This is a genomic window from Enterobacter sp. DN, from assembly GCF_046054285.1.
GTDB classification, from domain to species: Bacteria; Pseudomonadota; Gammaproteobacteria; order Enterobacterales; family Enterobacteriaceae; genus Enterobacter; species Enterobacter hormaechei_C.
Genome location: NZ_JBJJTG010000002.1, coordinates 77,138 through 101,207 on the forward strand (window position 1 = coordinate 77,138; position 24,070 = coordinate 101,207).

Annotated in this window: 28 protein-coding genes; 12 read left to right on the plus strand and 16 right to left on the minus strand. The window is 56.1% G+C overall.

The genetic code is table 11. From position 1 onward, the window contains the following. Nucleotides 1-28: 28 nt before the first annotated feature. Nucleotides 29-982, minus strand: a complete 954-nt coding sequence (locus ACJTMZ_RS04995; RefSeq protein WP_032671510.1) for a LysR family transcriptional regulator — start codon at nt 980-982, stop codon at nt 29-31. A 94-nt stretch (nt 983-1,076) separates the two neighbouring features. Between ACJTMZ_RS04995 and ACJTMZ_RS05000 the strand changes: the two genes are divergently transcribed. Next, a complete protein-coding gene (locus tag ACJTMZ_RS05000) occupies nt 1,077-2,288 on the plus strand; it encodes an MFS transporter (RefSeq protein WP_252010821.1) in 1,212 nt (403 codons plus the stop codon). Nucleotides 2,289-2,363: 75 nt separating this feature from the next. Here ACJTMZ_RS05000 and flgL read toward each other — a convergent pair whose 3' ends face one another. The 11 genes from flgL to flgB all read right to left on the minus strand — a co-directional run bounded on the left by flgL (nt 2,364) and on the right by flgB (nt 12,221). Next, nucleotides 2,364-3,317 carry a flagellar hook-associated protein FlgL gene (gene flgL, locus ACJTMZ_RS05005; protein ID WP_017384730.1) on the minus strand — a complete coding sequence of 318 codons (954 nt, stop codon included), beginning with the start codon at nt 3,315-3,317 and terminating at the stop codon, nt 2,364-2,366. Nucleotides 3,318-3,333: 16 nt separating this feature from the next. After that, on the minus strand, nt 3,334-4,974 hold the full coding sequence (gene flgK / locus ACJTMZ_RS05010; RefSeq protein WP_252010822.1) for a flagellar hook-associated protein FlgK: 1,641 nt from the start codon (nt 4,972-4,974) through the stop codon (nt 3,334-3,336). 75 nt (nt 4,975-5,049) lie between these two features. Continuing rightward, nucleotides 5,050-6,003, minus strand: a complete 954-nt coding sequence (gene flgJ / locus ACJTMZ_RS05015; protein WP_252010823.1) for a flagellar assembly peptidoglycan hydrolase FlgJ — start codon at nt 6,001-6,003, stop codon at nt 5,050-5,052. Then, nucleotides 6,004-7,101, minus strand: coding sequence for a flagellar basal body P-ring protein FlgI (locus ACJTMZ_RS05020; RefSeq protein ID WP_017384733.1), 1,098 nt, complete (start codon nt 7,099-7,101; stop codon nt 6,004-6,006). A gap of 12 nt (nt 7,102-7,113) precedes the next feature. Beyond that, nucleotides 7,114-7,812 carry a flagellar basal body L-ring protein FlgH gene (gene flgH, locus ACJTMZ_RS05025; protein ID WP_126513963.1) on the minus strand — a complete coding sequence of 233 codons (699 nt, stop codon included), beginning with the start codon at nt 7,810-7,812 and terminating at the stop codon, nt 7,114-7,116. Nucleotides 7,813-7,869: 57 nt separating this feature from the next. Continuing rightward, nucleotides 7,870-8,652, minus strand: coding sequence for a flagellar basal-body rod protein FlgG (flgG, locus tag ACJTMZ_RS05030; RefSeq protein WP_000625853.1), 783 nt, complete (start codon nt 8,650-8,652; stop codon nt 7,870-7,872). Nucleotides 8,653-8,663: 11 nt separating this feature from the next. Next, on the minus strand, nt 8,664-9,419 hold the full coding sequence (locus tag ACJTMZ_RS05035) for a flagellar basal body rod protein FlgF (protein ID WP_003857990.1): 756 nt from the start codon (nt 9,417-9,419) through the stop codon (nt 8,664-8,666). A 20-nt stretch (nt 9,420-9,439) separates the two neighbouring features. Beyond that, nucleotides 9,440-10,648: a flagellar hook protein FlgE gene (flgE, locus tag ACJTMZ_RS05040; protein ID WP_015570832.1), complete on the minus strand. Its 1,209-nt coding sequence runs from the start codon at nt 10,646-10,648 to the stop codon at nt 9,440-9,442. Between the two features lie 26 nt (nt 10,649-10,674). Then, a complete protein-coding gene (flgD, locus tag ACJTMZ_RS05045) occupies nt 10,675-11,385 on the minus strand; it encodes a flagellar hook assembly protein FlgD (protein WP_003857994.1) in 711 nt (236 codons plus the stop codon). A gap of 11 nt (nt 11,386-11,396) precedes the next feature. Beyond that, nucleotides 11,397-11,801, minus strand: coding sequence for a flagellar basal body rod protein FlgC (gene flgC, locus ACJTMZ_RS05050; protein ID WP_003857997.1), 405 nt, complete (start codon nt 11,799-11,801; stop codon nt 11,397-11,399). Between the two features lie 3 nt (nt 11,802-11,804). Further along, on the minus strand, nt 11,805-12,221 hold the full coding sequence (gene flgB / locus ACJTMZ_RS05055) for a flagellar basal body rod protein FlgB (protein ID WP_003857999.1): 417 nt from the start codon (nt 12,219-12,221) through the stop codon (nt 11,805-11,807). A 157-nt stretch (nt 12,222-12,378) separates the two neighbouring features. Between flgB and flgA the strand changes: the two genes are divergently transcribed. From flgA to flgN, 3 genes are all read left to right on the plus strand, one after another. After that, nucleotides 12,379-13,038, plus strand: a complete 660-nt coding sequence (gene flgA, locus ACJTMZ_RS05060; RefSeq protein WP_252010824.1) for a flagellar basal body P-ring formation chaperone FlgA — start codon at nt 12,379-12,381, stop codon at nt 13,036-13,038. Between the two features lie 93 nt (nt 13,039-13,131). Beyond that, nucleotides 13,132-13,425, plus strand: a complete 294-nt coding sequence (gene flgM / locus ACJTMZ_RS05065; RefSeq protein ID WP_003858002.1) for a flagellar biosynthesis anti-sigma factor FlgM — start codon at nt 13,132-13,134, stop codon at nt 13,423-13,425. Nucleotides 13,426-13,429: 4 nt separating this feature from the next. Next, nucleotides 13,430-13,855, plus strand: coding sequence for a flagella biosynthesis chaperone FlgN (gene flgN / locus ACJTMZ_RS05070; protein WP_063138496.1), 426 nt, complete (start codon nt 13,430-13,432; stop codon nt 13,853-13,855). A gap of 59 nt (nt 13,856-13,914) precedes the next feature. Here flgN and murJ read toward each other — a convergent pair whose 3' ends face one another. From murJ to rimJ, 4 genes are all read right to left on the minus strand, one after another. Then, the gene (murJ, locus tag ACJTMZ_RS05075) at nt 13,915-15,450 is read right to left on the minus strand and encodes a murein biosynthesis integral membrane protein MurJ (protein ID WP_017384735.1); all 1,536 of its coding nucleotides are present in this window, start codon (nt 15,448-15,450) and stop codon (nt 13,915-13,917) included. A 129-nt stretch (nt 15,451-15,579) separates the two neighbouring features. Further along, the gene (locus ACJTMZ_RS05080) at nt 15,580-16,503 is read right to left on the minus strand and encodes a Gfo/Idh/MocA family protein (RefSeq protein WP_017384736.1); all 924 of its coding nucleotides are present in this window, start codon (nt 16,501-16,503) and stop codon (nt 15,580-15,582) included. A gap of 2 nt (nt 16,504-16,505) precedes the next feature. Beyond that, on the minus strand, nt 16,506-17,156 hold the full coding sequence (locus tag ACJTMZ_RS05085) for a YceH family protein (protein WP_063151344.1): 651 nt from the start codon (nt 17,154-17,156) through the stop codon (nt 16,506-16,508). A gap of 9 nt (nt 17,157-17,165) precedes the next feature. Then, the gene (rimJ, locus tag ACJTMZ_RS05090) at nt 17,166-17,750 is read right to left on the minus strand and encodes a ribosomal protein S5-alanine N-acetyltransferase (RefSeq protein WP_003858007.1); all 585 of its coding nucleotides are present in this window, start codon (nt 17,748-17,750) and stop codon (nt 17,166-17,168) included. A gap of 236 nt (nt 17,751-17,986) precedes the next feature. Between rimJ and mdtH the strand changes: the two genes are divergently transcribed. The 8 genes from mdtH to ACJTMZ_RS05130 all read left to right on the plus strand — a co-directional run bounded on the left by mdtH (nt 17,987) and on the right by ACJTMZ_RS05130 (nt 24,069). Next, complete coding sequence (gene mdtH / locus ACJTMZ_RS05095; protein WP_003858008.1) at nt 17,987-19,195, plus strand: multidrug efflux MFS transporter MdtH; 1,209 nt, start codon at nt 17,987-17,989, stop codon at nt 19,193-19,195. Between the two features lie 99 nt (nt 19,196-19,294). Next, nucleotides 19,295-19,855 carry a lipoprotein gene (locus tag ACJTMZ_RS05100; RefSeq protein ID WP_058686326.1) on the plus strand — a complete coding sequence of 187 codons (561 nt, stop codon included), beginning with the start codon at nt 19,295-19,297 and terminating at the stop codon, nt 19,853-19,855. A gap of 128 nt (nt 19,856-19,983) precedes the next feature. Beyond that, a complete protein-coding gene (gene pyrC, locus ACJTMZ_RS05105; protein ID WP_017384740.1) occupies nt 19,984-21,030 on the plus strand; it encodes a dihydroorotase in 1,047 nt (348 codons plus the stop codon). 74 nt (nt 21,031-21,104) lie between these two features. Then, nucleotides 21,105-21,350 (plus strand): DNA damage-inducible protein I, encoded by a 246-nt coding sequence (gene dinI, locus ACJTMZ_RS05110; RefSeq protein ID WP_017384741.1) that lies wholly within the window; start codon nt 21,105-21,107, stop codon nt 21,348-21,350. A 274-nt stretch (nt 21,351-21,624) separates the two neighbouring features. Then, complete coding sequence (gene bssS, locus ACJTMZ_RS05115) at nt 21,625-21,879, plus strand: biofilm formation regulator BssS (RefSeq protein WP_015570838.1); 255 nt, start codon at nt 21,625-21,627, stop codon at nt 21,877-21,879. A gap of 114 nt (nt 21,880-21,993) precedes the next feature. Further along, complete coding sequence (gene solA, locus ACJTMZ_RS05120; RefSeq protein ID WP_408626880.1) at nt 21,994-23,112, plus strand: N-methyl-L-tryptophan oxidase; 1,119 nt, start codon at nt 21,994-21,996, stop codon at nt 23,110-23,112. Between the two features lie 50 nt (nt 23,113-23,162). Next, the gene (locus ACJTMZ_RS05125; protein ID WP_003858014.1) at nt 23,163-23,276 is read left to right on the plus strand and encodes a YceO family protein; all 114 of its coding nucleotides are present in this window, start codon (nt 23,163-23,165) and stop codon (nt 23,274-23,276) included. Between the two features lie 226 nt (nt 23,277-23,502). Continuing rightward, nucleotides 23,503-24,069, plus strand: coding sequence for a cytochrome b (locus ACJTMZ_RS05130; protein ID WP_017384743.1), 567 nt, complete (start codon nt 23,503-23,505; stop codon nt 24,067-24,069). The last annotated feature ends 1 nt before the right edge of the window (nt 24,070 follow it).

Here is a 24,070-nt window from a genome sequence, read left to right on the forward strand (position 1 = left end):
CTGAAAGCCGACCTTCGGGTCGGCTTTTTTATGGCTGTTGCAGGGGCTTTCTCATTCCGGTGACCTCCGGCATTATCTGCCGCATCAGCTCCAGAAAACGCCGCAAGCGCGCCGGATAATAACGAGACCAGGGGTAAACCAGATGTACCGGTAACGCTGCCGGCTGCCACTCTGGCAGTAGATGCACCAGTCTTCCTTCCTGAATATCATCCTGTACTGTCCAGCTGGATACCACCGCCACGCCCAGCCCGGTGAGTGCCGTATTGCGCGCCACATACAGGCTGTCGGTACTCAGGCGTGGCGTAATGGTAACCCGCGCCGGGGCAGATGATGCATCGTGGAAAAGCTCCACATGGCGTTGATAAAAAGAGCTGATGGCAATCCAGGGAAGCTGCTGCAAATCTTCCGGCGTTTTAACCGCGGGATAACGGGCCAGTAATTCCGGTGAAGCCACCACCGAGCGCGGCACTTCAGCCAGCAGCACGGACACGGTTGCCGGATCGACTTCCACACCCACCCGAATAGCACAGTCAAGGTTGTCGCCGAGGAAATCAACCGAGCGATCGTTGAGCATCCACTCAACAGAAAGCTGGGGATAGCGCTGTAAAAATTCGGTTAACGGTTTCAGAAGCTGATCCTGGCCAAACGCGTGCGGGGCGCGCACCCTCAGCACCCCAACCGGTTCATCTTCCGTCTGCCCTACCTCGTCTTCTAGCGCCAGCCAGCTGTCAATCACCCGTCGGGCATGCTGATAGCAGCGTTCGCCGTCATCGGTCAGCCGGGTCGTATGGGTTGTGCGCAGCATCAGGCGTACTCCCAGCATGGTCTCAAGCGACTGCAACCGTCGGCTCACCGTGGCCTGGGTTGTTGCCAGCTGACGTGCCGCCGCAGAAAGAGACCCCGCCTCCACAATGCGAACAAACGTTCGCATCAGTTCTACCCGATCTATACGCTCAGACCTTTTCATACCATTTTTACCCATACGCCGTACGTATAAGCGTTTTACCACCGCGCCCGCTACCGTCGCAAGGCGTACTGATAAAAAATAGCCGCACACAACGAATGAGGAACATCTTATGAACACAACCACCACCCGGGCCGTAAGCCGCTGGGTAATCTTAATGCTGGCGCTCGGTGCGGGCTTTAGCGTGGCATCCATCTATTATGCCCAGCCTCTGCTGCCGCTGATGGGCTCAGACCTGCATCTGAGCATCGAAGGCATGGGCATGGTCCCGACGCTCACCCAGGCGGGTTATGCCCTGGGCATCCTGTTTCTGCTCCCGCTCGGCGATCGTCATGACCGCAGAACGCTGATCCTGATAAAAAGTGCGGCCCTGGCGCTGTTCCTGCTGGGTTGTAGCCTGACCGGACAACTGCACTCCCTGCTGCTCACCAGCCTGCTGATTGGCATGGCCGCCACCATGGCGCAGGATATTGTCCCGGCCGCAGCGATCCTCGCGCCGGAAGGTAAACAGGGAAAAACGGTCGGCACGGTGATGACCGGCCTGCTGCTGGGGATTTTGCTCTCCAGAAGCGTGAGCGGCGTGGTGGGTGAGGCCTTTGGCTGGCGGGTGATGTATCAGCTGGCCGCCGCAAGTATTGCCTTTATCGGCGTGGTGATGTGGGCCGTGCTTCCCCGCTTCGCCGTTCTCTCCACGCTGAGCTACCCGGCGCTGATGCGCTCCATGGAACACCTCTGGCGCCGCTATCCGGCGCTGCGTCGGGCCGCGCTGGCCCAGGGCTTTCTGTCGATTGCCTTTAGCGCATTCTGGTCAACGCTGGCGGTCATGCTGCTGGAACGGTATCATCTTGGCAGTGCCATAGCGGGTGGATTTGGTATTGCCGGAGCCGCTGGTGCGCTGGCTGCACCGCTGGCAGGGGGTCTGGCAGATAAGCTGGGCGCCGGTAAAGTGACCCAGCTGGGTGCCGCGCTGGTGACCCTCTCGTTTGCCCTGATGTTCATGATGCCGGCACTGGGTGTACACGGTCAGTTGATCCTGATTGCCCTCTCCGCGGTCGGTTTCGATCTCGGCTTGCAGTCCAGCCTCGTGGCCCACCAGAACCTGGTCTACAGCCTTGAGCCGCAGGCCCGCGGACGCCTGAACGCCCTGCTGTTTACCGTCATTTTCATCGGAATGGCGCTGGGTTCGGCATTAGGCAGCAATATCTATACGCTGGCAGGCTGGTCTGGCGTGGTGGCTCTGGCAACCCTGTGTGGTGCCATTGCGCTGGCTATCAGAGTGATTGAAAGCGCCCGGGTGCTGTCCGCACAGGCAGAACGTGTGTAAAAAAAATGCCCAACCCGGACGGGTTGGGCAGTCAAAACATGCCCAGTTTCAAGACATGTCAAACAGGTCAGAGTCTTATTTGTTCATCTGGAACAAAGACATACCCTGCATATCGCTAAAGGCTTTATACGAGGCCTGCAACGCCGCCTGCTGCATGGTGTAGGACGAAATCACCGAGTTCCAGTCCACGTCAACCAGGTTACTCATCTGCTGCGTCTGACCCAGCGCGCGGTCTTCACCCAGAGCGTCCAGCTTGCCCAGCTCATCCAGCTTGATGCCGAGGTCGGCGCGCACGGTCAGCACGTTGTTGAGGGAGTTGCTCAGGCCACGGTTGGCTTTATCAATAGCCGCCGTAAACGCCTCGGCTTTCGTTTCGTCCTCCCCAATCGGCGTATTCAACGCTTCAATTGCGGAGTCGAGGATCTTGAACAAATTCGTTTCCGGCGCACTACCATCTGGCTCTGGCTTGGCATTGCTGGTGAAGCTATCGAAAACTTCAGTGCCCGTATGGCTAATTTGCATCGTGCGCGCGGAGTCAACCTGCTGGCTGATTGGCGTTCCGCCGCCCTTATAATCACCCGTCGCCTGGTCGAAAGCCGCCGCTTCGGTCTTGTAACCGGAAAAAATATAGCGACCGTTACCGTCCGTGCTGTTAGCCAGGTTCATGAGCTGATCGCGAATACCTTGCAGGTTCGTGGCCAGCGAAGCGCGGTCATCGTCACTTAACGTACCGTTGCCCGCATTGACAATCTTTTCCTGAGCAGCCTGGATGGCGGTTGTCACTTGCGATAACACGTTCTCTTCCAGCGAGACTTTCGTCGTAGCGAAGGAGCGTGCCAGCGCATACTGGCTGTTTTGCGTTTGAGCCTGAGAGAGCACAACGGCCTGCGAGGCGGCAATCGGATCGTCAGACGGACGGTTGATACGCTTCCCCGTAGACATCTGCTCGCCGTAGCTGAGCCAGAGACTTTGGGAGTTCGTCACGCCGCGCATGCTTTGCTCATACATCATTTGAGTACTAATACGCATTTTTTATGCCTCAGCCTTAGCGGATATTGATCAATGCATCAAACAGCGTGCTCGCCGTTTGCAGCACCTGCGCATTCGCCAGATAGTACTGCTGATAGCGTTGCAGGTTGCCATACTCTTCATCCAGGTTAACCCCGGAGATTGACTGCTGTTGTTTGGTCAGCTGCGTCACCACGTTAACTTTGGTTTCGCTGCTGGTTTTCAGCGACGCCGTGGTGCTGCCCACCGTACTGACCAGCGCGGCATAAGCATCGTTAAAGGTTTTGTTCCCTCCCACCAATTTGGCGCTCTGTAAATCCAGCAGCTTCTGGCCATTGGTATTGTCGCTTTCACCGCTTCCTTTCGCGGAGGCCATCGCCAGTTTGGATTCGTCGCTGATCGCTACGTCCATATTGACAATGACGTCATTCACCGGTTTGACGATGAAACTGTCTTTATTATCGGCTGAGCCGCTAATCTTAACGTTGAGACCATCAAACGACAGATTACCGCTGGCGTCAGGCTTGGCCGTGAAGCTGGTGTTGTCCGACAGACGCGTGATTGTCCAGTCAGTACCGTTGTACTCGACTTTATAGTTTGTCGCCTGGACCTTTGTACTGTCCGTCATCGTGGCCGTAACGGACGCGCTTCCGGTGTTTTTACCGTTACTCAGCACTGCCGGCGAGCCAAAATCAAACAGCTTGCCGCCTGCATCCCCGTTGGCATCAAAGCCAGCCTGGTGCTGGGTATTCATGGCATCCGCAAACGCCAGCGCCATCTGGTTAAGGGTGTTTCGCGCCTGATCCAGATCCTGAGAACGGAACGTTAACAGCCCCCCAAGCGACCCCGTGGTGATCTGTTTTTCTGAGATCTCCACGTTGCCCGCTGCGGTATCCACATACGCAATTGTTGTACGCGCTGGGTCCGCACCGGATTTCACCGCCGCCAGCTGGCTGGCGTTGCTGCCCTGTACCAGGGTGTAACCGTTGGCGATAGAGATGTTGTAGGTGCCGCTGTCCTGTACGGTGACGTCCACACCGACAATCTTGTTCAGTTCACTCACCAGCTGATCGCGCTGATCGAGCAGTTCGTTCGGAGATGCGCCCGCACCGACGCCAGTCAGTCGGGAGATCTGATCGTTAAGATTGGCAATCTGTTTCGCGTAGTTATTGATCTGATCGACGCTGGTAGAAATCGCCGTATTGACCTGCGCATCCTGATCGCGGAGATATTGATCGTTGGTTTTAAACTGGTTTACCAGACCATCCGCCTTCCCGAGTACCGTCTGGCGAGCAGCCGGATCTTCTGCGTTACTCACCAGCGTTTGCAGGCTTTTAAAGAAATCCTGGAGGTTGGCAGAAAGCGAGTTCGTGGTATCAGAAAGCACATCGTCAATTTTTGACATCTGCTGGTAGCGCGTGGTCAGCCCACTGCTCTGGTTCTGCGCCGCGCGCAGCTGGTTGGTGATAAACGCATCATATTCACGCTGAACACCGGAGACATAGACCCCGTTACCCACCCAGCCACCGCCGGTCAGGGTGCTGTTTGATGCCCCCAGAATGGTGGTCTGGCGGGTATAACCTGCCACGTTGTAGCTTGAAATATTATTACTGACGGTATTGAGTGCCGACTGCGCAGCACTGAGGCCACTCATGGCGCTGTTAATCAAACTGGACATGGGGGTTCCTTTTATACGTTCAGACACGAGTCCTGATGAAGGTTATCGGCAACCTCCACCGGGACTTGAGAACTTTCAGAACAGATTTTCGAGATCTGTGCTATACGCTTTGCTGACCTTCTCAGACATGGATTTCAGCTGCTGGATCATGCTGGTCAGCTTGCGCGCATAGTTTGGATCGGTCGCGTAGCCAGCATTCTGCAATGCCTGAGCGCCCTGCTCTGGCGTGGCGGCCTGGGTCACGGCGGTGTAGCGCGGATTCCGGCTCAGCAGCCCGACATAATCCGACAACGCTTCCAGATACGAGCTGTAGACGCGGAATTTGGCTTTCACCTTCACTGCCGCACCGTTCTCATATTCGGTGGTAGTGATCTCGGTGGTCGGCCCCTTCCAGCTGGAGGTGGCCTTCACGCCAAAGATGTTGAAGCTCGGCTCACCGTTCTCCCTGCGGATCTGACGTTGCCCCCAGCCCGACTCCAGCGCCGCCTGCGCCAGAATCAGATGGTGCGGCACGCCGCTCTCTTCACTGGCAAGACGCGCCGGCAGGGAGAGCTGCGCCAGGAAGTCTTTGCTGTCGCCGGAGAGCGGCTCGTCACGCGTTTCTGCCGGCTTCGGCATCGCCTTACGCACCATCTGCGTCAGCGCCTGATTTTGATAACTGGTCACCTTTTCCAGATCAAACTTCAGCGGCACCTGCGGCGGGGCCTCTTCAGGCGGGAGCCCCTGAGCGGCTGCGGTCTGCTTCACGATCATGTCCGCCAGGCCGAGCCCCTTTCCGGCGGTCATTTGCTGGGCAATCTGCTGATCGTACATGCTGGTGTAAAGCCGCGTGGAATCGCTGCTGAACATGCCATCTTTCGGCAGGGTTTCACGCATGCTTTTCAACATCATTTGTACGAACATGCCTTCCACCTGACGGGCAACCGGGCGGATATTCTCCGCCGGATCCTTGCCCGCTTTGGTTTTCAGCTCGTTGAGCGACTGGGCATCCCAGGCGGCACTGGTCAACAGTTTGCTATCGGTCAGCATTTAGATGATTTCCAGTCTGGCGCGCAGGCAGCCTGCACTTTGCATGGATTGCAGAATGGACATCAGATCCATTGGCGTTGCACCCAGCGCATTCAGAGCACGCACCACGCTGTTCAGGTTGGCGCTGGAGCGCACGCTCTGCAACGAACCGCCGCTCTGTCGTAAATCAATCTGCGTTTGCGGGGTCACTACCGTCTGACCGCCACCAAACGGGGTATCCGGCTGGCTGACGTTGGCCGAGCGGTTAACCGTGACGGAGAGATTGCCCTGCGCCACGGCGCAGCTGTCCAGCGTCACTTCGCGGTTCATCACCACCGAGCCGGTACGGGAGTTGATAATGACTTTCGCATCCTGCACCGGCACGTTCACTTCCATATTCTGGATATCGGCCAGCAACCGCACCTGGTTGCTGCTGCCGGTTGACGTGCGGATCTGCACGGTACGGGCATCCAGCGCGGTGGCGCTGCCGTAGCCCCGGCTGCGGTTGATGGTGTCAGCGATCTGCTGCGCCATCGTAAAGTCTTCGTTATTCAGTTGCAGGTTAATGGTGTTGCCGGTGCCGAACTGGGTCGGCAGCTCACGTTCGATGATCGCGCCGTTGGTAATACGTCCCCCGTTCAGCTGGTTCACCTGCACGCTGCTGCCGCCCGCCGACGCGCCTGCTCCGCCAACCAGAATGTTGCCCTGCGCCAGAGCATACACCTGGCTGTCGACGCCTTTCAGCGGCGTCATCAGCAACGTACCGCCGCGCAGGCTTTTGGCGTTACCCATCGACGAGACAACCACGTCGATGGTCTGCCCCTGACGCGCAAAGGCCGGATAAGACGCGGTCACCATCACGGCCGCCACGTTTTTCAGCTGCATGTTGGTCCCGGCCGGTACGGTAATACCGAGCTGCGAGAGCATATTGTTCAGGCTCTGGGTGGTGAACGGCGTCTGGGTCGTCTGGTCACCCGTCCCATCCAGCCCCACCACCAGGCCGTAGCCAATCAGCGAGTTTTCGCGCACGCCCTGCACGCTGGTGAGATCGCGTATGCGATCGGCCTGCGCAACGGTAGCGACCAGCGACAGCGCCACGGCGAAGAGAAATTTATACATAGGTCACCTCGCTTACATCGGCGATAAGTTAAGGAAGAAGCGTTGCAGCCAGCCCATATTTTGCGCTTCGTTAATGTAGCCGTTGCCGACGTACTCAATGCGCGCATCCGCCACCTGGGTGGACGGTACGGTGTTGGTGCCGCTGATAGTGCGAGGGTTAACCACACCGGAGAAGCGAATGAATTCCGTACCCTGGTTAATGGCGATCTGTTTTTCGCCCACCACGTGCAGGTTGCCGTTCACCAGAACCTGGTCAACCGTTACCGTCAGCGTTCCGCTGAAGGTGTTGCTGGCGTTCGCGCCACCTTTACCGTTAAAGGTGTTGCCGCCGGAGGCTTCCACATCCGCACGGGCGTTGCCGAACAGCCCTTGCAGATAGCGGGGTACGGTGTCGAAGCCAAAATTGGTTTTGCCGTCGCGGCTGGCGTTCGCCGACGAGCTCTTACTCGCACTGACGTTTTCCTGCAACACAATGGTCAGCGTATCGCCAACGTTACGCGGACGACGGTCTTCAAACAGCGGCTGATAACCGTAGTTAATCGGCTGCGCGGTCTGGAAAATTGAGCCGTTCACCACCGGCGCGGGACCGGGAACGGGTTGGGCGGTAGTCGCACCCTGTACCAATGGTTTAGACGGGATCCAGGCACACCCGCTGAGGGTGACGGCCAGAACAGTCAGGATCGGATAACGAAACGCCGCGTTTTTATGCATTGCCTTCATCTTCGAAAACAGGGAGCCGGTGCGACGTTTACCGCACCGGGCTACACCTTAGAGTTGCGTCAGTTTTTGCAGCATCTGGTCGGTCGTCGACACTGCTTTACTGTTAATTTCATAGGCGCGCTGGACCTGGATCATATTCACCAGCTCTTCCGCCACGTTAACGTTCGAGGTTTCCACATACCCCTGATACAACAGCCCCGCCCCGTTCAGGCCCGGGGTACTTTCATTTGGCGTGCCGGAAGACTGCGTTTCGGTGTAGAGGTTCTCACCGATGCTTTCCAGTCCGGTATCGTTCATGAAGGTGGTCAGGTTAAGCTGTCCAACCTGGACCGGCGCGGCCTGACCTTGCTGAGTGACGCTGACGATACCGTCACGACCAATGGTGATACTCAGCGCGTTCGCCGGGATGGTGATCGCAGGCTGAACCTGGAAACCGCCCGCCGTCACCAGCTGACCATTCTGATCCACCTGGAAAGAACCATCGCGGGTATAGGCGGAGGTCCCGTCAGGCAGCTGCACCTGGAAGAAACCCTGACCTTTAATGGCAACGTCTTTACTGTTGTTGGTCTGGGACAGGTTGCCCTGGCTGTGCAGACGCTCGGTGGCGACCGGGCGCACGCCGGTACCAATTTGCAGACCGGACGGCAGCGTGGTTTGCTCAGAAGACTGCGCCCCTGGCTGACGAATCGTTTGATAAAGTAAATCTTCGAAAACCGCACGCTGACGCTTGAAACCATTGGTGCTGACGTTTGCCAGGTTGTTGGCAATCACATCCATATTGGTTTGCTGTGCGTCCAGACCGGTTTTCGCGATCCATAAAGAACTGATCATAGGGAGTCCTGTTAACTCATAGCCAGAAGTTGGTTAGCCTTGCCTGCGTTTTCATCGACGCTGCTGATGATTTTCATCTGCATTTCGAAGCGGCGGGCGCTGGCGATCATGTCGGTCATGGCTTCTACCGGTTTGACGTTACTGCCTTCCAGCACGCCGGACATCACGCGGATGGTCGGGTCGGCCTGTAACGTGGCGCCACGCGTGGCCTGCGCCGCCTGGGTCAGACGGAACATCCCGTCATCGCCACGCTGCACTTCGTTGCCTTCCGCTTTCACCAGCTTCAGACGACCGACAGGCGCAACGGTGTTCGCCGGGTCGCCCGGGTTTAACGCCGAGATCGTCCCGTCTGCCGCAATGGTCAGCTCTGACCCTTCCGGCACCGTCAACGGACCGGCTTCGCCCATCACCGGATGCCCCTGAATCGTCAGTTGCCCGGTGGCGCTCACCTGGATATTACCGTTTCGGGTATAGCCTTCCCCGCCGTCCGCCGTTTGCACCGCCAGCCAGCCGTCCTGCTGAAGGGCAACGTCCAGCGGACGCGCGGTATAATCCATCTGGCCTGGCGTCATGTCGGCGCCCGGCGTGGAGGCGGTGACCAGCGTACGCGTGGGCAATGACAGCCCTTCTACCGGCACCGCACGCAGCGCGTTGAGCTGCGCACGAAAACCTGGCGTGGAGGCGTTTGCCAGGTTGCTGGCGGTAACGGCCTGCTGATTGAGCGTCTGGCTTGCTGCGCCCATCGCTGTATATATTGCGTGATCCATTGCGCTTTCCCGTCAGCTGCTTAACGCAGGTTAACCAGCGTGTTGAGGATCTGATCCTGGGTTTTGATGGTCTGCGCGTTGGACTGGTAGTTACGTTGCGCGACGATCATGTTCACCAGCTCTTTACTCAGATCGACGTTGGAGGCTTCCAGCGCGCCGTTAGTCAGCGTGCCGAAGTTACCGGAACCCGCGGTACCCAGCAGGGCAACACCGGAAGACTGCGTGGCAGACCAGACGTTATCCCCTTCGGATTTCAGGCCTTCGTTGTTAGCGAAGTTTGCCAGCACGATCTGCCCCAGCACCTGGGTCTGTTCGTTCGAATAGTTACCGACAACGGTACCGTCATCGTTGATCTGGTAGCTCACCAGATCGCCCGGCTTATAGCCGTTCTGGCTCGTCGCCACGATGTTGTTTGCACCGGTGTTTTGCTGCATGGAGTTGGCGAAGCTCATGTCAAACGTGGCTGGCGTCGCGCCCGGAACGGTGCCCGTTGTGATCTTGATATCATCGCCACCCGTCAGCACACCACTCTCGTTAAAGGTCAGCGTGGTTGCCAGTTTCGCTGCATCTCCCGCTACGCTGCCGTCCTGCGAATACACTTTCCAGGAGTTAGCTGGCGTCTCGTTTTTGACATAAAACAGGTTCATGTTGTGCGCATTACCCTGGCTGTCAAACACCGTCACGGTGCCTTTCTTGTTGTAAGAGTCAGGGTTGGACGGATCGAAGGCGACGGTTGGCGCGGTATCGGTGGAGTTCAGGTTGATCTGCTGAGAGGCAGTGGTGGTGGACTTCGCCGCCATCAGCGTCGTTGGGATGGAGATCGCCTGCGGATTCGCACCGGTTTGCACCGTAGGCGGTGTGCCGGCAACCGGATAACCGGTTAACTGAAGCCCCTGCATGTTCACCAGGTTACGGTTTTCATCCAGCTTGAACTGGCCGTTGCGGCTGTAGAACACGGAACCGTTGGCATCCACCATACGGAAGAAACCGTTCTGGCTGATGGCGACGTCCAGACCGCGACCGGTGTTGGTGGTCGTCCCGTCGGTGAAGTCCTGGGTGATACCCGCCACCTTCACGCCCAGACCCACTTTAGAGCCTGCAAACATATCTGCAAAAGACGCAGAACCGGATTTAAAACCATAGGTCGCGGAGTTGGCGATGTTGTTGCCAATGACGTCCAGGTTGGTGGCCGCAGCATTCAGGCCGCTGACCGCTTGAGAAAAGGCCATGACTTACTCCTGATAAGTATTAAGGCTTAGATAATCTGCCGAACTTCGTCGAGTGTGGTGGTACCGGAGGTACCCAAATCCAGTTTGTTGCCATCGCTACCCTTGATGACGCCCTGAACCAGGGCAAACTGTAGCGGCTGAGCCACCAGCTGAGTGGTGCCGTTGCTGGCGCTAATCGCAACCTGATACGAGCCGTTAGGCGCTTTAGTGCCGTCGGTCAGGCTGCCATCCCAGGTAAAGGTATGAACGCCCGCTTTAAGCTCGCCAATCTCAATCGTGCGCACCACGTTGCCGCTGGCGTCTTTGATTGTGGCGGTGACTTTGTCGGCCGGCTGCTGCAATTCAACGCCAAACGGCGTCGTGGTGGTGGTGGAGGTGCCATCGGTAGTGCTGGTGCCCGCCAGAATCGTGGTCCCCGGGATCATCACCCCGTGACCGATCAGGTTGGCGGCCTGCAAGGACTGGCTGTTATCGATTTGACCGGAGACCGAGCCGAGCGTAGTGTTCAGTTTCTCAATGCCGCTGACGGTACTGATCTGCGCAAGCTGCGTGGTCAGTTCGTTGTTCTGCATCGGATTGGTCGGATCCTGATTTTTCAGCTGCGCCACCAGCAGGGTCAGAAAGCTGCTCTGTAAATCGGAGGCATTGCTCCCGGTGAGAGAGCTAGAACCGGTCGCACTGCTGGTGCTGTTGACGCCGGTATTTGTCGGGTCATTCACGTTTACGGCGATGGACATGCGTGTCTCCTTTACTGGCCGAGAGTGAGTGTTTTGAGCATCATGCTCTTCACGGTATTAAGCACTTCGACGTTTGCCTGGTAGCTGCGCGACGCGGACATGGAGTTCACCATCTCCCCGACCACATCCACGTTCGGCATTTTCACGTAGCCGCTGGCATCCGCGAGCGGGTTGCCTGGCTCGTAAACCAGCTTGTCGGGTGCCTGGCTCTCAACCACGTCCGCCACTTTTACGCCGCCCGTTGCCGCACCCGGTGCAGCATCAACCTGGAAGACAACCTGTTTAGCGCGATACGGTTGCCCGTCAGGGCCGGTCACGCTGTCGGCGTTGGCCAGGTTACTGGCGGCCACGTTCAGTCGTTTGGACTGCGCCGTTAATGCCGAACCGGCGATATCAAAAATATTCAGCAAGGCCATTTACTAATTGCCCCCCTGTAGGACGGTCATCATGCCTTTAATTTGCCCGCCGAGTAGCGTCAGACCTGTCTGGTATTGCAGGCTGTTATCGGCAAACTGTGTGCGCTCCCGGTCCATGTCGACGGTGTTACCATCAAGTGAGGGCTGATCGGGAATACGGTAAAGCAGGTCGGTCGTTGGCGCGGTCATCGCCTGAGCGGGAATATGACGTGAGGATGTCAGGGCCAGTGAGACACCCGTTCCTTCGGCACGTCCACGCTCCATCACTTTTTTGAGTTCACTGGAAAAATCAATATCGCGCGCCTGATACCCGGGGGTATCCGCGTTGGCGATATTGGCGGCTAAAATCTCCTGCCGCTGGGCGCGTAAATTGAGCGCTTCCTGCTGAAAACGTAACGCGGCGTCGAGTTTATCGAGCATGTCTCCTCCGCTGATGAGAAAATTTCAGTTCACAGCTTAAATCTCACCCCGTCTCCCCTATCGACGGAATAAGCGCAAAATGCGTCGCTATTTGTTGCGTTGATGGAAAACCACTGCGGGTAGAATTTGCTAAATTCTGGACATGGTGGAACGTGCGATGCGGACTTTTAAACGTGGCCTGGCGGCGACCCTACTGCTTTTAAGCCCTCTGGTGCAGGCTGAGGGGTTAGAGGACCAGCTCAATGCATTCTTTGCGCAGAAGCTGGCCGGTTTCAGCGATGACGTACGCGTGACCGTGCGCACCCCGCCTAACCTTTATCCTTCCTGCGAAGCCCCGTCATTTAGCGTGACCGGCAGCACCCGCTTATGGGGCAACGTGAACGTGCTGGCGCGTTGCGCCAATGAAAAACGCTACTTACAGGTTGCGGTTCAGGCGACGGGCAATTATGTTGTCGCCGCCGTTCCCATTCCCCGGGGCAGCCTGCTGCAACCTGACAGCGTAACGCTGAAGCGAGGCCGTCTGGATCAGCTTCCACCGCGGACGATGCTGGATATCAACCAGGCTGAGGAGGCGGTCAGCCTGCGCGATGTCGCTCCTGGACAGGCGATACAGCTATCCATGCTGCGCCAGGCGTGGCGGGTGAAAGCGGGACAACAGGTGATGGTGGTCGCCAATGGCGAAGGCTTTAGTATCAACAGTGAAGGAAAAGCGCTGAATAATGCCGCAGTGGCGCAAAATGCCCGGGTCAGAATGTCCTCAGGCCAGGTGGTCAGCGGCACGGTCGGTCCTGATGGGAATATTCTGATTAACCTGTAATCTTTTTAAAGATTTCGCGGCGACTGCCGATAAATATTCAACAAATGATGATGTCAGGCGCAAACGCCGCGAACCCTCGATGAGGACAACACTATGAGCATTGATCGTACATCAGCCCTGAAGCCGGTTAGCACTGTACAACCTCGCGAAACGAATGAGGCTGCCCCGCAAAAAACGCGTCTGGAAAAAACGTCGACGGCTAACAGCACCAGCGTCACGCTGAGCGATGCGCAGTCGAAGCTGATGCAGCCAGGCAGCAGCGATATCAACATGGAACGTGTTGAAGCGCTGAAAACGGCTATCCGTAACGGCGAACTGAAAATGGATACCAGCAAAATCGCTGATGCGCTGATTCAGGACGCACAGAGTTTCCTCCAGAGTAACTAACCGTATGAGTCGACTGTCAGAAATACTGGATCAGATGACGGTGGTCCTGAACGACCTGAAAACGGTGATGGATGCAGAACAGCACCACCTCTCTTCTGGTCAAATCAACGGCAGCGCGTTGCAACGCATAACTGAAGATAAAAGCTCGCTGCTGGCGACCCTGGATTATCTGGAAAAACAGCGACGCGCTGAGCAAGACGCGAAACGCAGCGCCAATGATGAGATCAACGAACGCTGGCAGACCATTACAGAAAAAACCCAGCATCTTCGCGATCTCAACCAGCATAACGGCTGGCTGCTGGAAGGACAGATTATCCGTAATCAGCAGACGCTTGAAGTGTTAAAGCCCTATAAAGAGCCGGGGCTGTACGGTGCGGATGGTCAGACGGCCACGGCACGTATCACGGGTGGGAAAAAGATTTCGATTTGACGCAGTAGCGGCACGTCATGAAGCGGGGAGCACCTTCTGGTGAACTCCCCTTTTGGCGTTTATACCGTGCGGCGGGTGAACTCTTTCACTTTGAAGCCAAGCACCGCCAGCGTGGCAAAGTACGCCACCACACCGACCACCACCACGGCCATCAGACGCATCAGGCGGTAAGGCATGGTGCCCTGCGCCCACTCAGGCATGACATACAACATGCCAACCAGCGCGGCCGCCATCACCACTACCGCAATCGCCAGACGCAGCAGGAAGCTTGCCCAGCCCGGCTGCGGTGTGAAGATATCCTGCTTGCGCAGCTGCCAGTACAGCAGCCCGGCGTTCAGACAGGCCGCCAGACCAATCGACAATGACAGCCCCGCGTGTTTCAGCGGTCCAATAAACGCCAGGTTCATCAGCTGCGTCATGATCAGCGTCACAATGGCAATCTTAACCGGCGTTTTGATGTCCTGACGTGAATAGAAACCGGGCGCAAGCACCTTCACGACAATCAGCCCCATCAGCCCCACCGAGTAGGCTACGAGCGCACGCTGGGTCATGGCGGCATCAAAGGCGGTGAATTTTCCATACTGGAACAATGAAACCGTCAGCGGTTTTGCCAGGATCCCCAGCGCCACCGCGCTTGGCAGCGCCAGCAGAAAACAGAGACGCAGGCCCCAGTCCATCAGGCGGCAGTATTCATCGTGGTTGCCGCTGGCGAAACTTTTCGACAGCGACGGTAGCAGAATAGTCCCCAGCGCCACGCCCAGCACCCCGGATGGAAACTCCATCAGACGATCGGCGTAGTACATCCAGGACACCGAGCCCGACACCAGGAAAGAGGCGAAGATGGTATTGATGATCAGCGAGATCTGGCTAACGGACACACCGAGTATCGCCGGTCCCATCTGTTTGATAACGCGCATTGCGCCCGCATCTTTGAAATTAATGCGCGGCAGAACCAGCATGCCGATTTTTTTCAGGTGCGGAAGCTGGTAAGCAAGCTGTAACACGCCGCCGACGGTCACGGCCCAGGCCAGCGCCAGCACCGGTGGGTTAAAATGCGGCGCGGCGAACAGCGCAAAGCCAATCATGCTGACGTTAAGGAACGTGGGGGCAAAGGCCGGAACGGAGAAGCGGTTCCAGGTATTCAGGATGGCACCCACCAGCGACGCCAGCGAAATCAGCAGAATATAGGGGAAGGTTATACGCAGCAGTTGGGTGGTCAGGGCAAATTTATCCGCCGTGTCAGCAAAACCCGGCGCCGTCACCATGATCACCCAGGGCGCTGCCAGCATCCCCAGGACGGTCACGATCGCCAGCGCCAGCGTCAGTAATCCGGAAACGTAGGCCACAAAGACGCGGGTGGCATCTTCGCCCTGTTTGCTTTTATATTCTGCGAGGATCGGAACAAATGCCTGTGAAAAGGCCCCTTCGGCAAAAATACGGCGCAGCAGGTTTGGCAGCTTAAAAGCGACGAAAAAGGCGTCAGTCGCCATCCCGGCGCCAAAAACCCTTGCCACAATGGCATCGCGCGCAAAGCCAAGCACGCGGGAAAACATGGTCATCGAGCTGACGGCCGCCAGCGATTTTAATAAGTTCATTAACGTGAAGTTCCACAACCCTACGGATTTCCAGGACGGATAAGCGTTAGCGCCACCCGGCAAAGCCAACAAGCGGCGCTTAGTCTAACCGGATTTCAACGAATTACTATCGGCAGATGTTACAACGCGTTATTCCGACATGGCTTCGCGCCAGAGTCGTTCCACAATGCGCTGCGCCAGAATAGCCTGCTCCCCGGACGTTTCAGGAACCGTCTGATTCTGCACGCAGGTGATGAAGTGACGCGCGCAGCCCACGAAGCCACGCTGCTCCAGGGTGCTTTGCCAGCCGGGAACCGGTAACGCGACCACGCCATTGCCCTTCTCTTCCCGCCACTCTCGCATATCGGTGACGTCATACAGCGCGCCATCCGTAACGGCCTGCACGGACTCGCGCTGGCTGCCCGCCCGACGATGCATGCTGGTCGTCACCTGCAAATGCTCAACGGCAAAATGATGTTCGGCGTAAACCATCTCTCCCTGCTCGTTGGTCAGCAGCGTGCCGCTTTGCAGCTGGGCTTTTCCGTTACTCAGCCACAGGGCCGTATCCACGACGTGGAGATAATCATCCAGCAGCGTGAAGCGCAGGTCGTTAGGCCCCACGCTGTCGGTACGGTGCTTATCCATACGCAGAGAGGCGAACGAGCCGGACTGCGCTTTAAGCTGCTGATAGAGCGGCGCAAAACGGCGGTTGAAGCCGACCATCAGCGTCAGCTTTTTACGCGCGGCCAGCTCAATCAGTCGCTCAGCATCCTGTACATTTTCCGCCAGGGGTTTATCCACGCAGACGTGAACGCCTGCGTTCAGCAACTCGCTCACCACCTGGTAGTGCGTCGCGGTTGAGGTATGCACAAATACCGCATCACATTCACGGGCTAAATCCTGTAGCGAACCGGCATAAGGGATGCGCCAGGTTTTGCAGATGCGCTCTGCTTTCTCGCGGGTGGGCGACCACGCCCCTTGCAGCGTCCAGTCGGACGCGGCGCCTAAAACGGGCAGCCAGGCTTTTTGCGCGATCCCTCCCAGCCCCACAACACCAATGCGTAATGTTGTCACGATTAATCTCCCAGATGTGCGAGTAACGCATCCAGACGCTGCTTCAGCCCGGCAACCTCGTCTTCCAGGGCCGCCACGCGCGCGTTCAGGCTGTCGTTTGATGCTGGCGTGTCGGATTCTACGGCCAGCGCAGAGGGCTCAACGTCGCCGCTAAAAAGGTGCATGTAGCGGCTTTCACGCTTGCCCGGCTCGCGGGGCAGACGCACCACGTAAGGACCGTCCTCGCGTGATGCCAGCCCCTCCAGCGTCTGTTCAACGTCCTGCATATCACGAAATTCATGCATGCGAGAGGCGCGCGTGCGCAGTTCCCCCGGCGTCTGCGCCCCGCGCAGCAGCAGCGTGGTGATCACCGCCACTTCCGCAGCGCTGAGTTTTAAATCGCCAAATTCGGAATTACAAAAGCGCTGTTCATATTTAGTGACGCGATTACCGAAGCCGCTGACGGTGCGCAGGTAGTGGCGCTTCACCAGCTCGTCAAGGGTATCCTGCACCTCGTGCTCGCCAAGGTTCATCACCGGCTCACGGTTCGTCTTCTGGTTGCAGGCCATCGTGACGGCATTCACGGACAGAGGATACTGTTCCGGCGTGGTGACCTGCTTTTCCAGAAGGCAGCCGACCACGCGCGCTTCGGCGCCATTTAACTGATATTTCATTTTTTCTCCTTAACGACCCGCGGTCCACTCCTGGGTGGTGAGCGCGGTGAGCACATGGTCCCGCCACTCGCCGTCAATCAGCAGATAATCTTTGGCATAGCCCTCTTTCTCAAACCCCAGGCGGGCCAGCAGATCGCCGCTGCGCTTATTGTGCGGCATGTAGTTGGCCATAATGCGATGGATATGTTGCGTGCGCTGCATGTAGCGAATCGCCGCCGTCAGCGCCTCAAACATGAGCCCCTGCCCCTGCCATTTCTGACCGATGGAATACCCGAGGTAACAGGCGTGAAACGACCCGCGTACCACGTTTGAAAAATTGGCAATGCCAACGATCTCTTTCTCTTCCGGATCGAGAAGCGCGAAATAAAACGCACTTCCCTGTTTATGAAATTCCGCAATCATACTGAGGCGCGCCTGCCAGCCAGAGGGGTAGCAGTGGCTCTCGTCCCGAACGGGTTCCCAGGGTTTTAAAAACTGGCGATTCTCGGCGTAATAATCCGCCAGACGCCAGGCATCACGCTCATGCACCAGACGAACGACCAGCCTGTCCGTCGTCAGACGCACTTTTGGCACATTACTGCGATAGCCAAACATCGTTACCACTCCTTCCCGTCGCTTCTGCTCTGCCTGTTAGCTTTACTATACCTGCGCCTGTGCCTTCTGTGAAAACAGTGACATACCATTTTGATCGCTTTTCACATTTTTCGATGAGAACTCTCTATCAAAGCACCTTTTTGATAAAAAAATATTGTCGCCAGCGGGTATGGGAAAAAGCCCGGCGACACCGCAGAATGTTAGCGTGCTCACCTTTTATTTTCCCTGGAGGGAAAATGTCCCGCGTATCACAGGCCAGGAGCCTGGGTAAATATTTCCTGCTCGTCGATAACATGCTGGTCGTGCTCGGCTTTTTTGTCGTTTTTCCGCTTATATCGATTCGTTTTGTCGATCAAATGGGCTGGGCGGCATTGATGGTCGGGATCGCGCTGGGTCTACGCCAGTTTGTACAACAGGGTCTGGGCGTGTTTGGCGGCGCAATAGCCGACCGCTTCGGCGCGAAACCGATGATCGTCACCGGCATGCTGTTACGTGCGGCGGGATTCGCCACCATGGCAATCGCTCATGAACCCTGGCTGCTGTGGTTCTCCTGTTTCCTTTCCGGGATTGGCGGCACCCTTTTCGACCCACCGCGTACCGCGCTGGTGGTTAAGCTTATCCGTCCGCAACACCGGGGGCGCTTCTTTTCGATTTTGATGATGCAGGACAGCGCTGGCGCGGTGGTGGGCGCCCTGCTGGGAAGCTGGCTGCTGCAATACGATTTCCGCCTGGTCTGCGCCACCGGCGCGGTGTTGTTTATTCTCTGCGCGCTGTTTAACGGTCTGTTTCTGCCCGCGTGGAAGCTGTCGACGGTGAAGGCGCCTGTGCGGGAAGGGCTTGACCGCGTGCTGAGCGATAAACGCTTCGTCACCTATGTGTTAACCCTGACCGGCTACTACATGCTCGCCGTGCAGGTCATGCTGATGCTGCCCATTATGGTTAACGATATTGCCGGCACGCCGGCAGCGGTGAAATGGATGTATGCCATTGAGGCCTGCCTCTCTCTGACGCTGCTCTATCCGATTGCCCGCTGGAGCGAGCGCCGTTTCCGGCTTGAGCACCGTCTGATGGCCGGGCTGTTGCTGATGACGCTGAGCATGATGCCCATCGGCCTGGTGAGTTCGCTTCAGCAACTGTTTATGCTCATCTGCACCTTCTATATTGGTTCAATCATTGCCGAGCCAGCCCGTGAAACGCTGAGCGCGTCACTTGCCGACGCCCGGGCCCGAGGCAGCTACATGGGCTTCAGCCGTCTCGGGCTGGCGCTTGGCGGCGCACTGGGTTACACCGGTGGCGGCTGGCTGTTTGATGCCGGAAAAGCGCTCCATCAGCCGGAGCTGCCGTGGGTCATGCTCGGCATGGTCGGCTTTATGACGCTGATTGCCCTCTGGTGGCAGTTCAGTGATAAACGCAGCACCCGCGGGATGCTGGAGCCTGGCGCCTGACCCTCTTTCACTATCAGTTTTTTCTGCTGGTTTCTGTTGGATCACCCTGACATACTGGCGTATCAGGACAGATGCGCCGATTTTATGTTGAGGAACGCCATGAAAAAGATCGTTATTGCCGCTGCGTTAATTGTCAGTGGTCTGCTGGTGGGATGTAACCAGCTTACGCAGTACACCGTCAGTGAGCAGGAAATTAATCAGGCGCTGGAAAAACATAATAACTTTTCAAAAGATATCGGCGTGCCCGGCCTTGCGGATGCGCATATCGTCCTGACGAATCTCGCCAGCCAGATTGGGCGCGAGGAGCCTAACAAAGTCACCCTTTCCGGCGATGCCAGCCTCGATATGACCTCGCTCTTCGGCAATCAGAAAGCGGATATCAAGCTGAAGCTCAAGGCGCTGCCGGTCTTGAATAAAGAGAAAGGGGCCATTTTCCTGCATGAGATGGAAATCGTCGATGCAGTTGTGACGCCGGAAAAAATGAAACCGGTGCTGCAAACGCTGATGCCGTATCTCAACCAGTCGTTGCAGAACTACTTTAACCAACAGCCTGCCTATGTTCTGAGCGAAGACAAGAGCAAAGGCGAATCCCTGGCGAAAAAATATGCCAAAGGGATAGAGGTGAAACCGGGTGAAATCATCATCCCTTTCACCGACTAAACACTCCGGGCGCTCAGGCGCCCGTTTTTTTTAACGGAATAGTGTGCAAACGAAAACGTTTCCGCTTATGATTTGTGTCCGGCAAAAACAGCCCTCTTATGACTGATCTCTTTCAAGCCGGAGCTTCCATGACTGTACAATCCCAGGTTCTCAAAATCCGCCGCCCAGACGACTGGCATATCCATCTTCGTGATGGCGACATGCTGAAAACCGTCGTGCCGTATACCAGCGAAATTTATGGCCGTGCGATTGTTATGCCTAACCTGGTTCCGCCAGTCACTACCGTCGAGGCCGCGATTGCCTATCGCCAGCGTATCCTTGACGCCGTTCCGGCCGGACACGATTTTACCCCATTGATGACCTGCTACCTGACGGACTCGCTGGATCCGAATGAAGTTGAGCGCGGGTTTAACGAAGGTGTATTCACCGCCGCGAAGCTCTACCCGGCGAATGCCACCACCAACTCCAGCCATGGGGTGACCAGTATTGATGCCATCATGCCTGTTCTGGAGCGTATGCAAAAACTGGGCATGCCGCTGCTGGTGCACGGGGAAGTGACCCACGCTGACATTGATATTTTCGATCGCGAAGCACGTTTTATCGAAACGGTCATGGAGCCGCTGCGCCAGCGTCTTCCGGGGCTGAAAGTGGTGTTTGAACACATTACGACTAAAGATGCCGCAGAGTATGTCCGGGATGGAAACGAGCTGATTGCCGCCACCATCACCCCGCAGCACCTGATGTTTAACCGTAACCACATGCTGGTGGGCGGCGTTCGCCCACATCTGTATTGTCTGCCGATCCTCAAGCGCAACATCCACCAGCAGGCGCTACGTGAGCTGGTCGCCAGCGGCTTCCCGCGCGCGTTCCTCGGCACGGATTCCGCCCCGCATGCCCGTCACCGTAAAGAGGCGAGCTGCGGCTGTGCAGGCTGTTTTAACGCCCCGACCGCCCTGGCAAGTTACGCAACCGTGTTTGAAGAGATGAATGCGTTAGACCATTTCGAAGCCTTCTGCTCCCTTAACGGCCCGCGTTTCTACGGTCTGCCGGTTAATGACACGTTCATTGAGCTGGAGCGCAAAGAAAGCCAGGTTGAAGCGTCGATTGCGCTCACCGACGATACGCTGATCCCCTTCCTGGCCGGTGAAACCGTAAACTGGACGGTAAAACGCTAAAAAAATCGCGCCCCCTGTTGTCAAAGCGACAATATAACTGTATAAATAAACAGTATATTACACAGGGGGCATTTATGCGTATCGAAGTCACCATTGCCAAATCCACCGTCCTGCCTGCTGGCGCACTCGACGCTCTGGCGGGTGAACTATCCCGACGTATTAGCAGCACTTTTCCTGAAAACGATGGTGCCGTAACGGTACGTTATGCGACAGCAAACCATCTTTCCGTCATCGGCGGCGCGAAAGAAGACAAAGAACGCATCAGCGAAATTTTGCAGGAAACATGGGAAAGCGCCGACGACTGGTTCATCACTGATTAAAATTTGCTCCCTCATTGTGTTTTTTTGCCGGGTCGCCCCGGCTTTTTTTCGTTTCGTCTCCTGAAAGTTCAAAATATTTCAGCATCTTCTTAGAAAATCGTGAACAAGATGGCGTTTTATTGTTCGAACAATCCTAAAAAGCATAAAAATGTGTTGCTACCCGTTTATTTTTTCCTTCTGAACCCTTATTAATTGATATACTGAAATTGCTTTCAGAAAAACATGCATTGAACCTCAAAGTCGTTGTCTTCTAACACGCATTAAGGGGGTTATAATGGAAAAGAATAGTGAAGTCATCCAGACCCATCCGCTTGTTGGCTGGGATATCAGCACCGTAGACAGCTACGATGCGCTGATGCTGCGTTTGCACTACCAGACCCCAAATCAGCAAAACCGTGATGAAGCGGAAGTTGGACAGACGCTGTGGCTTACAACAGACGTCGCCCGTCAGTTTATCTCTATTTTAGAAGCAGGCATCGCAAAAATAGAATCTGGCGACTATCAGGAAAATGAGTATAAACGGCATTGACCTTATGCCCCTTTTCACTCAACAGGCACCCTCGCGGTGCCTTATTTATTTCGCTCTTGTATAAGCCCACTTAGTTAATTACTCTGCTAACAAAGCGTTAGTAAAGAGAAGCCTATGAAATACGATTTAATCATTATCGGAAGCGGCTCCGTAGGATCTGCCGCCGGTTATTACGCCACGCAGGCGGGTCTGAAAGTGCTGATGATTGACGCCCACCTTCCCCCCCACTCTGAAGGAAGCCATCACGGCGATACCCGTCTGATCCGTCACGCTTACGGTGAAGGTGAACGTTATGTACCGCTGGTGCTTCGGGCTCAGACGCTGTGGGATGAGCTGACCGCCCTCACCGAAGATCGCATTTTTGAGCGCACCGGGGTCGTTAACCTGGGGCCAGCCAGCTCCACGTTTCTGGCGACCGTCGAGGAGAGCGCGAAAGCCTACCGCCTGGACGTCGAGCGTCTGGATGCAAACGGCATCATGGCGCGCTGGCCGGAAATTTCTGTCCCTGACGACTACATTGGGTTGTTTGAAGCCAACTCTGGCGTGCTGCACAGCGAAACGGCCATTAAGACCTGGATTGATCTCGCCGCCAAAGCGGGCTGCGCGCAGTTGTTCAACTGTCCGGTCACGGGCATCACCCACCATGCAGAGGGTTCAACCGTCACCACCTCTGAAGGTGAATATACCGCCACGCGTCTGCTGGTGAGTGCGGGAACGTGGGTGACGAAACAGCTGCCGGACCTGCCCATCCAGCCGGTGCGAAAAGTCTTCTCCTGGTTCCAGTCTGACGGGCGTTACAGCAGCCAGAACAAATTCCCGGCGTTTACAGGCGAGTTACCCAATGGCGACCAGTTCTACGGTTTTCCCTCGGAAAAAGACGCGCTCAAGATTGGCAAACATAACGGCGGGCAGGTAATTTCCTCTGCGGAAGAACGCAAGCCTTACGGTGCTTATCCGCAGGATGGTTCCGAAGCCTTCACATTCCTGCGTAATATCCTGCCGGGCGTAGGCGGGTTGCTTTACGGCGCAGCGTGCACCTACGACAACACCCCGGATGAAGATTTTATCATCGACACCCTGCCGGGACACGATAACACCCTGCTCGTAACCGGGCTCAGCGGTCACGGGTTTAAATTTGCCTCTGTGTTAGGTGAAATCGCCGCCCAGTTTGCGCAGGGGATCGCGCCTTCGTTTGATCTCAAGCCCTTCGCGCTCTCGCGCTTTAACCGATAATACCTCTACAGGCTCCGAATAACCGGGGCCTGTTTAGCGAGAGGGGCATGATGCGCAGACTGGTGAATTACCTTATCAATAACATCCGCGAGCATTTCATGCTCTACATTGTTCTTTGGTCGCTGCTGGCGATCATTGACGTTATCTATATTGTATTCTTCTGAAAATTCTCGCTGACGTTTATTGACACTCCTTTAAATTTATTTAACTTATATTTTTTAAAAAACGTCACCTCAAATTTATTGAACGAAGCGATTGAAATACATTGCGGAAACACATTCAAATTCGCTGAAATAAATTAAATAAAAAACATTATTCATTTTTTTCAGTTGCATTATTTATTTAACCCGTCCATTTTTATTGCTCAGTCATTTGAGAACGGAAATTCATATGCAATGGCGTAACTCCTCCCGTCGCTACGGAATAATATCCATGTGTTTACACTGGCTATTTGCACTTGCCGTCTATGCCATGTTTGGTCTCGGCCTGTGGATGGTGACATTAAGCTATTATGACGGTTGGTATCATCAGGCCCCCGAATTGCACAAAAGCATTGGGGTTCTGCTGATGATGGGTCTGGTTTTTCGCGTGATCTGGCGACATATCTCTCCGCCCCCTCCAGCACCCAAAAGCCATGGCCGACTTACCCGCATAAGCGCTGTTGGCGCACATATCGCACTCTATGCCCTGCTGTTTGCCATTCTGATCAGCGGCTATCTTATTTCGACCGCAGACGGTAAACCGATCAGCGTGTTTGGGCTTTTTGACGTCCCAGCCACGCTGGCTGACGCCGGTTCACAGGCTGACACCGCAGGTGTGGTTCATCTGTGGCTGGCATGGAGCGTGGTGATCCTGTCTGTCCTGCATGGCCTTGCGGCCCTGAAACATCACTTTATTGATAAAGACGATACGCTGAAGCGCATGCTTGGCCGTTCGTCAGTTGACTCTGGAGCATAAA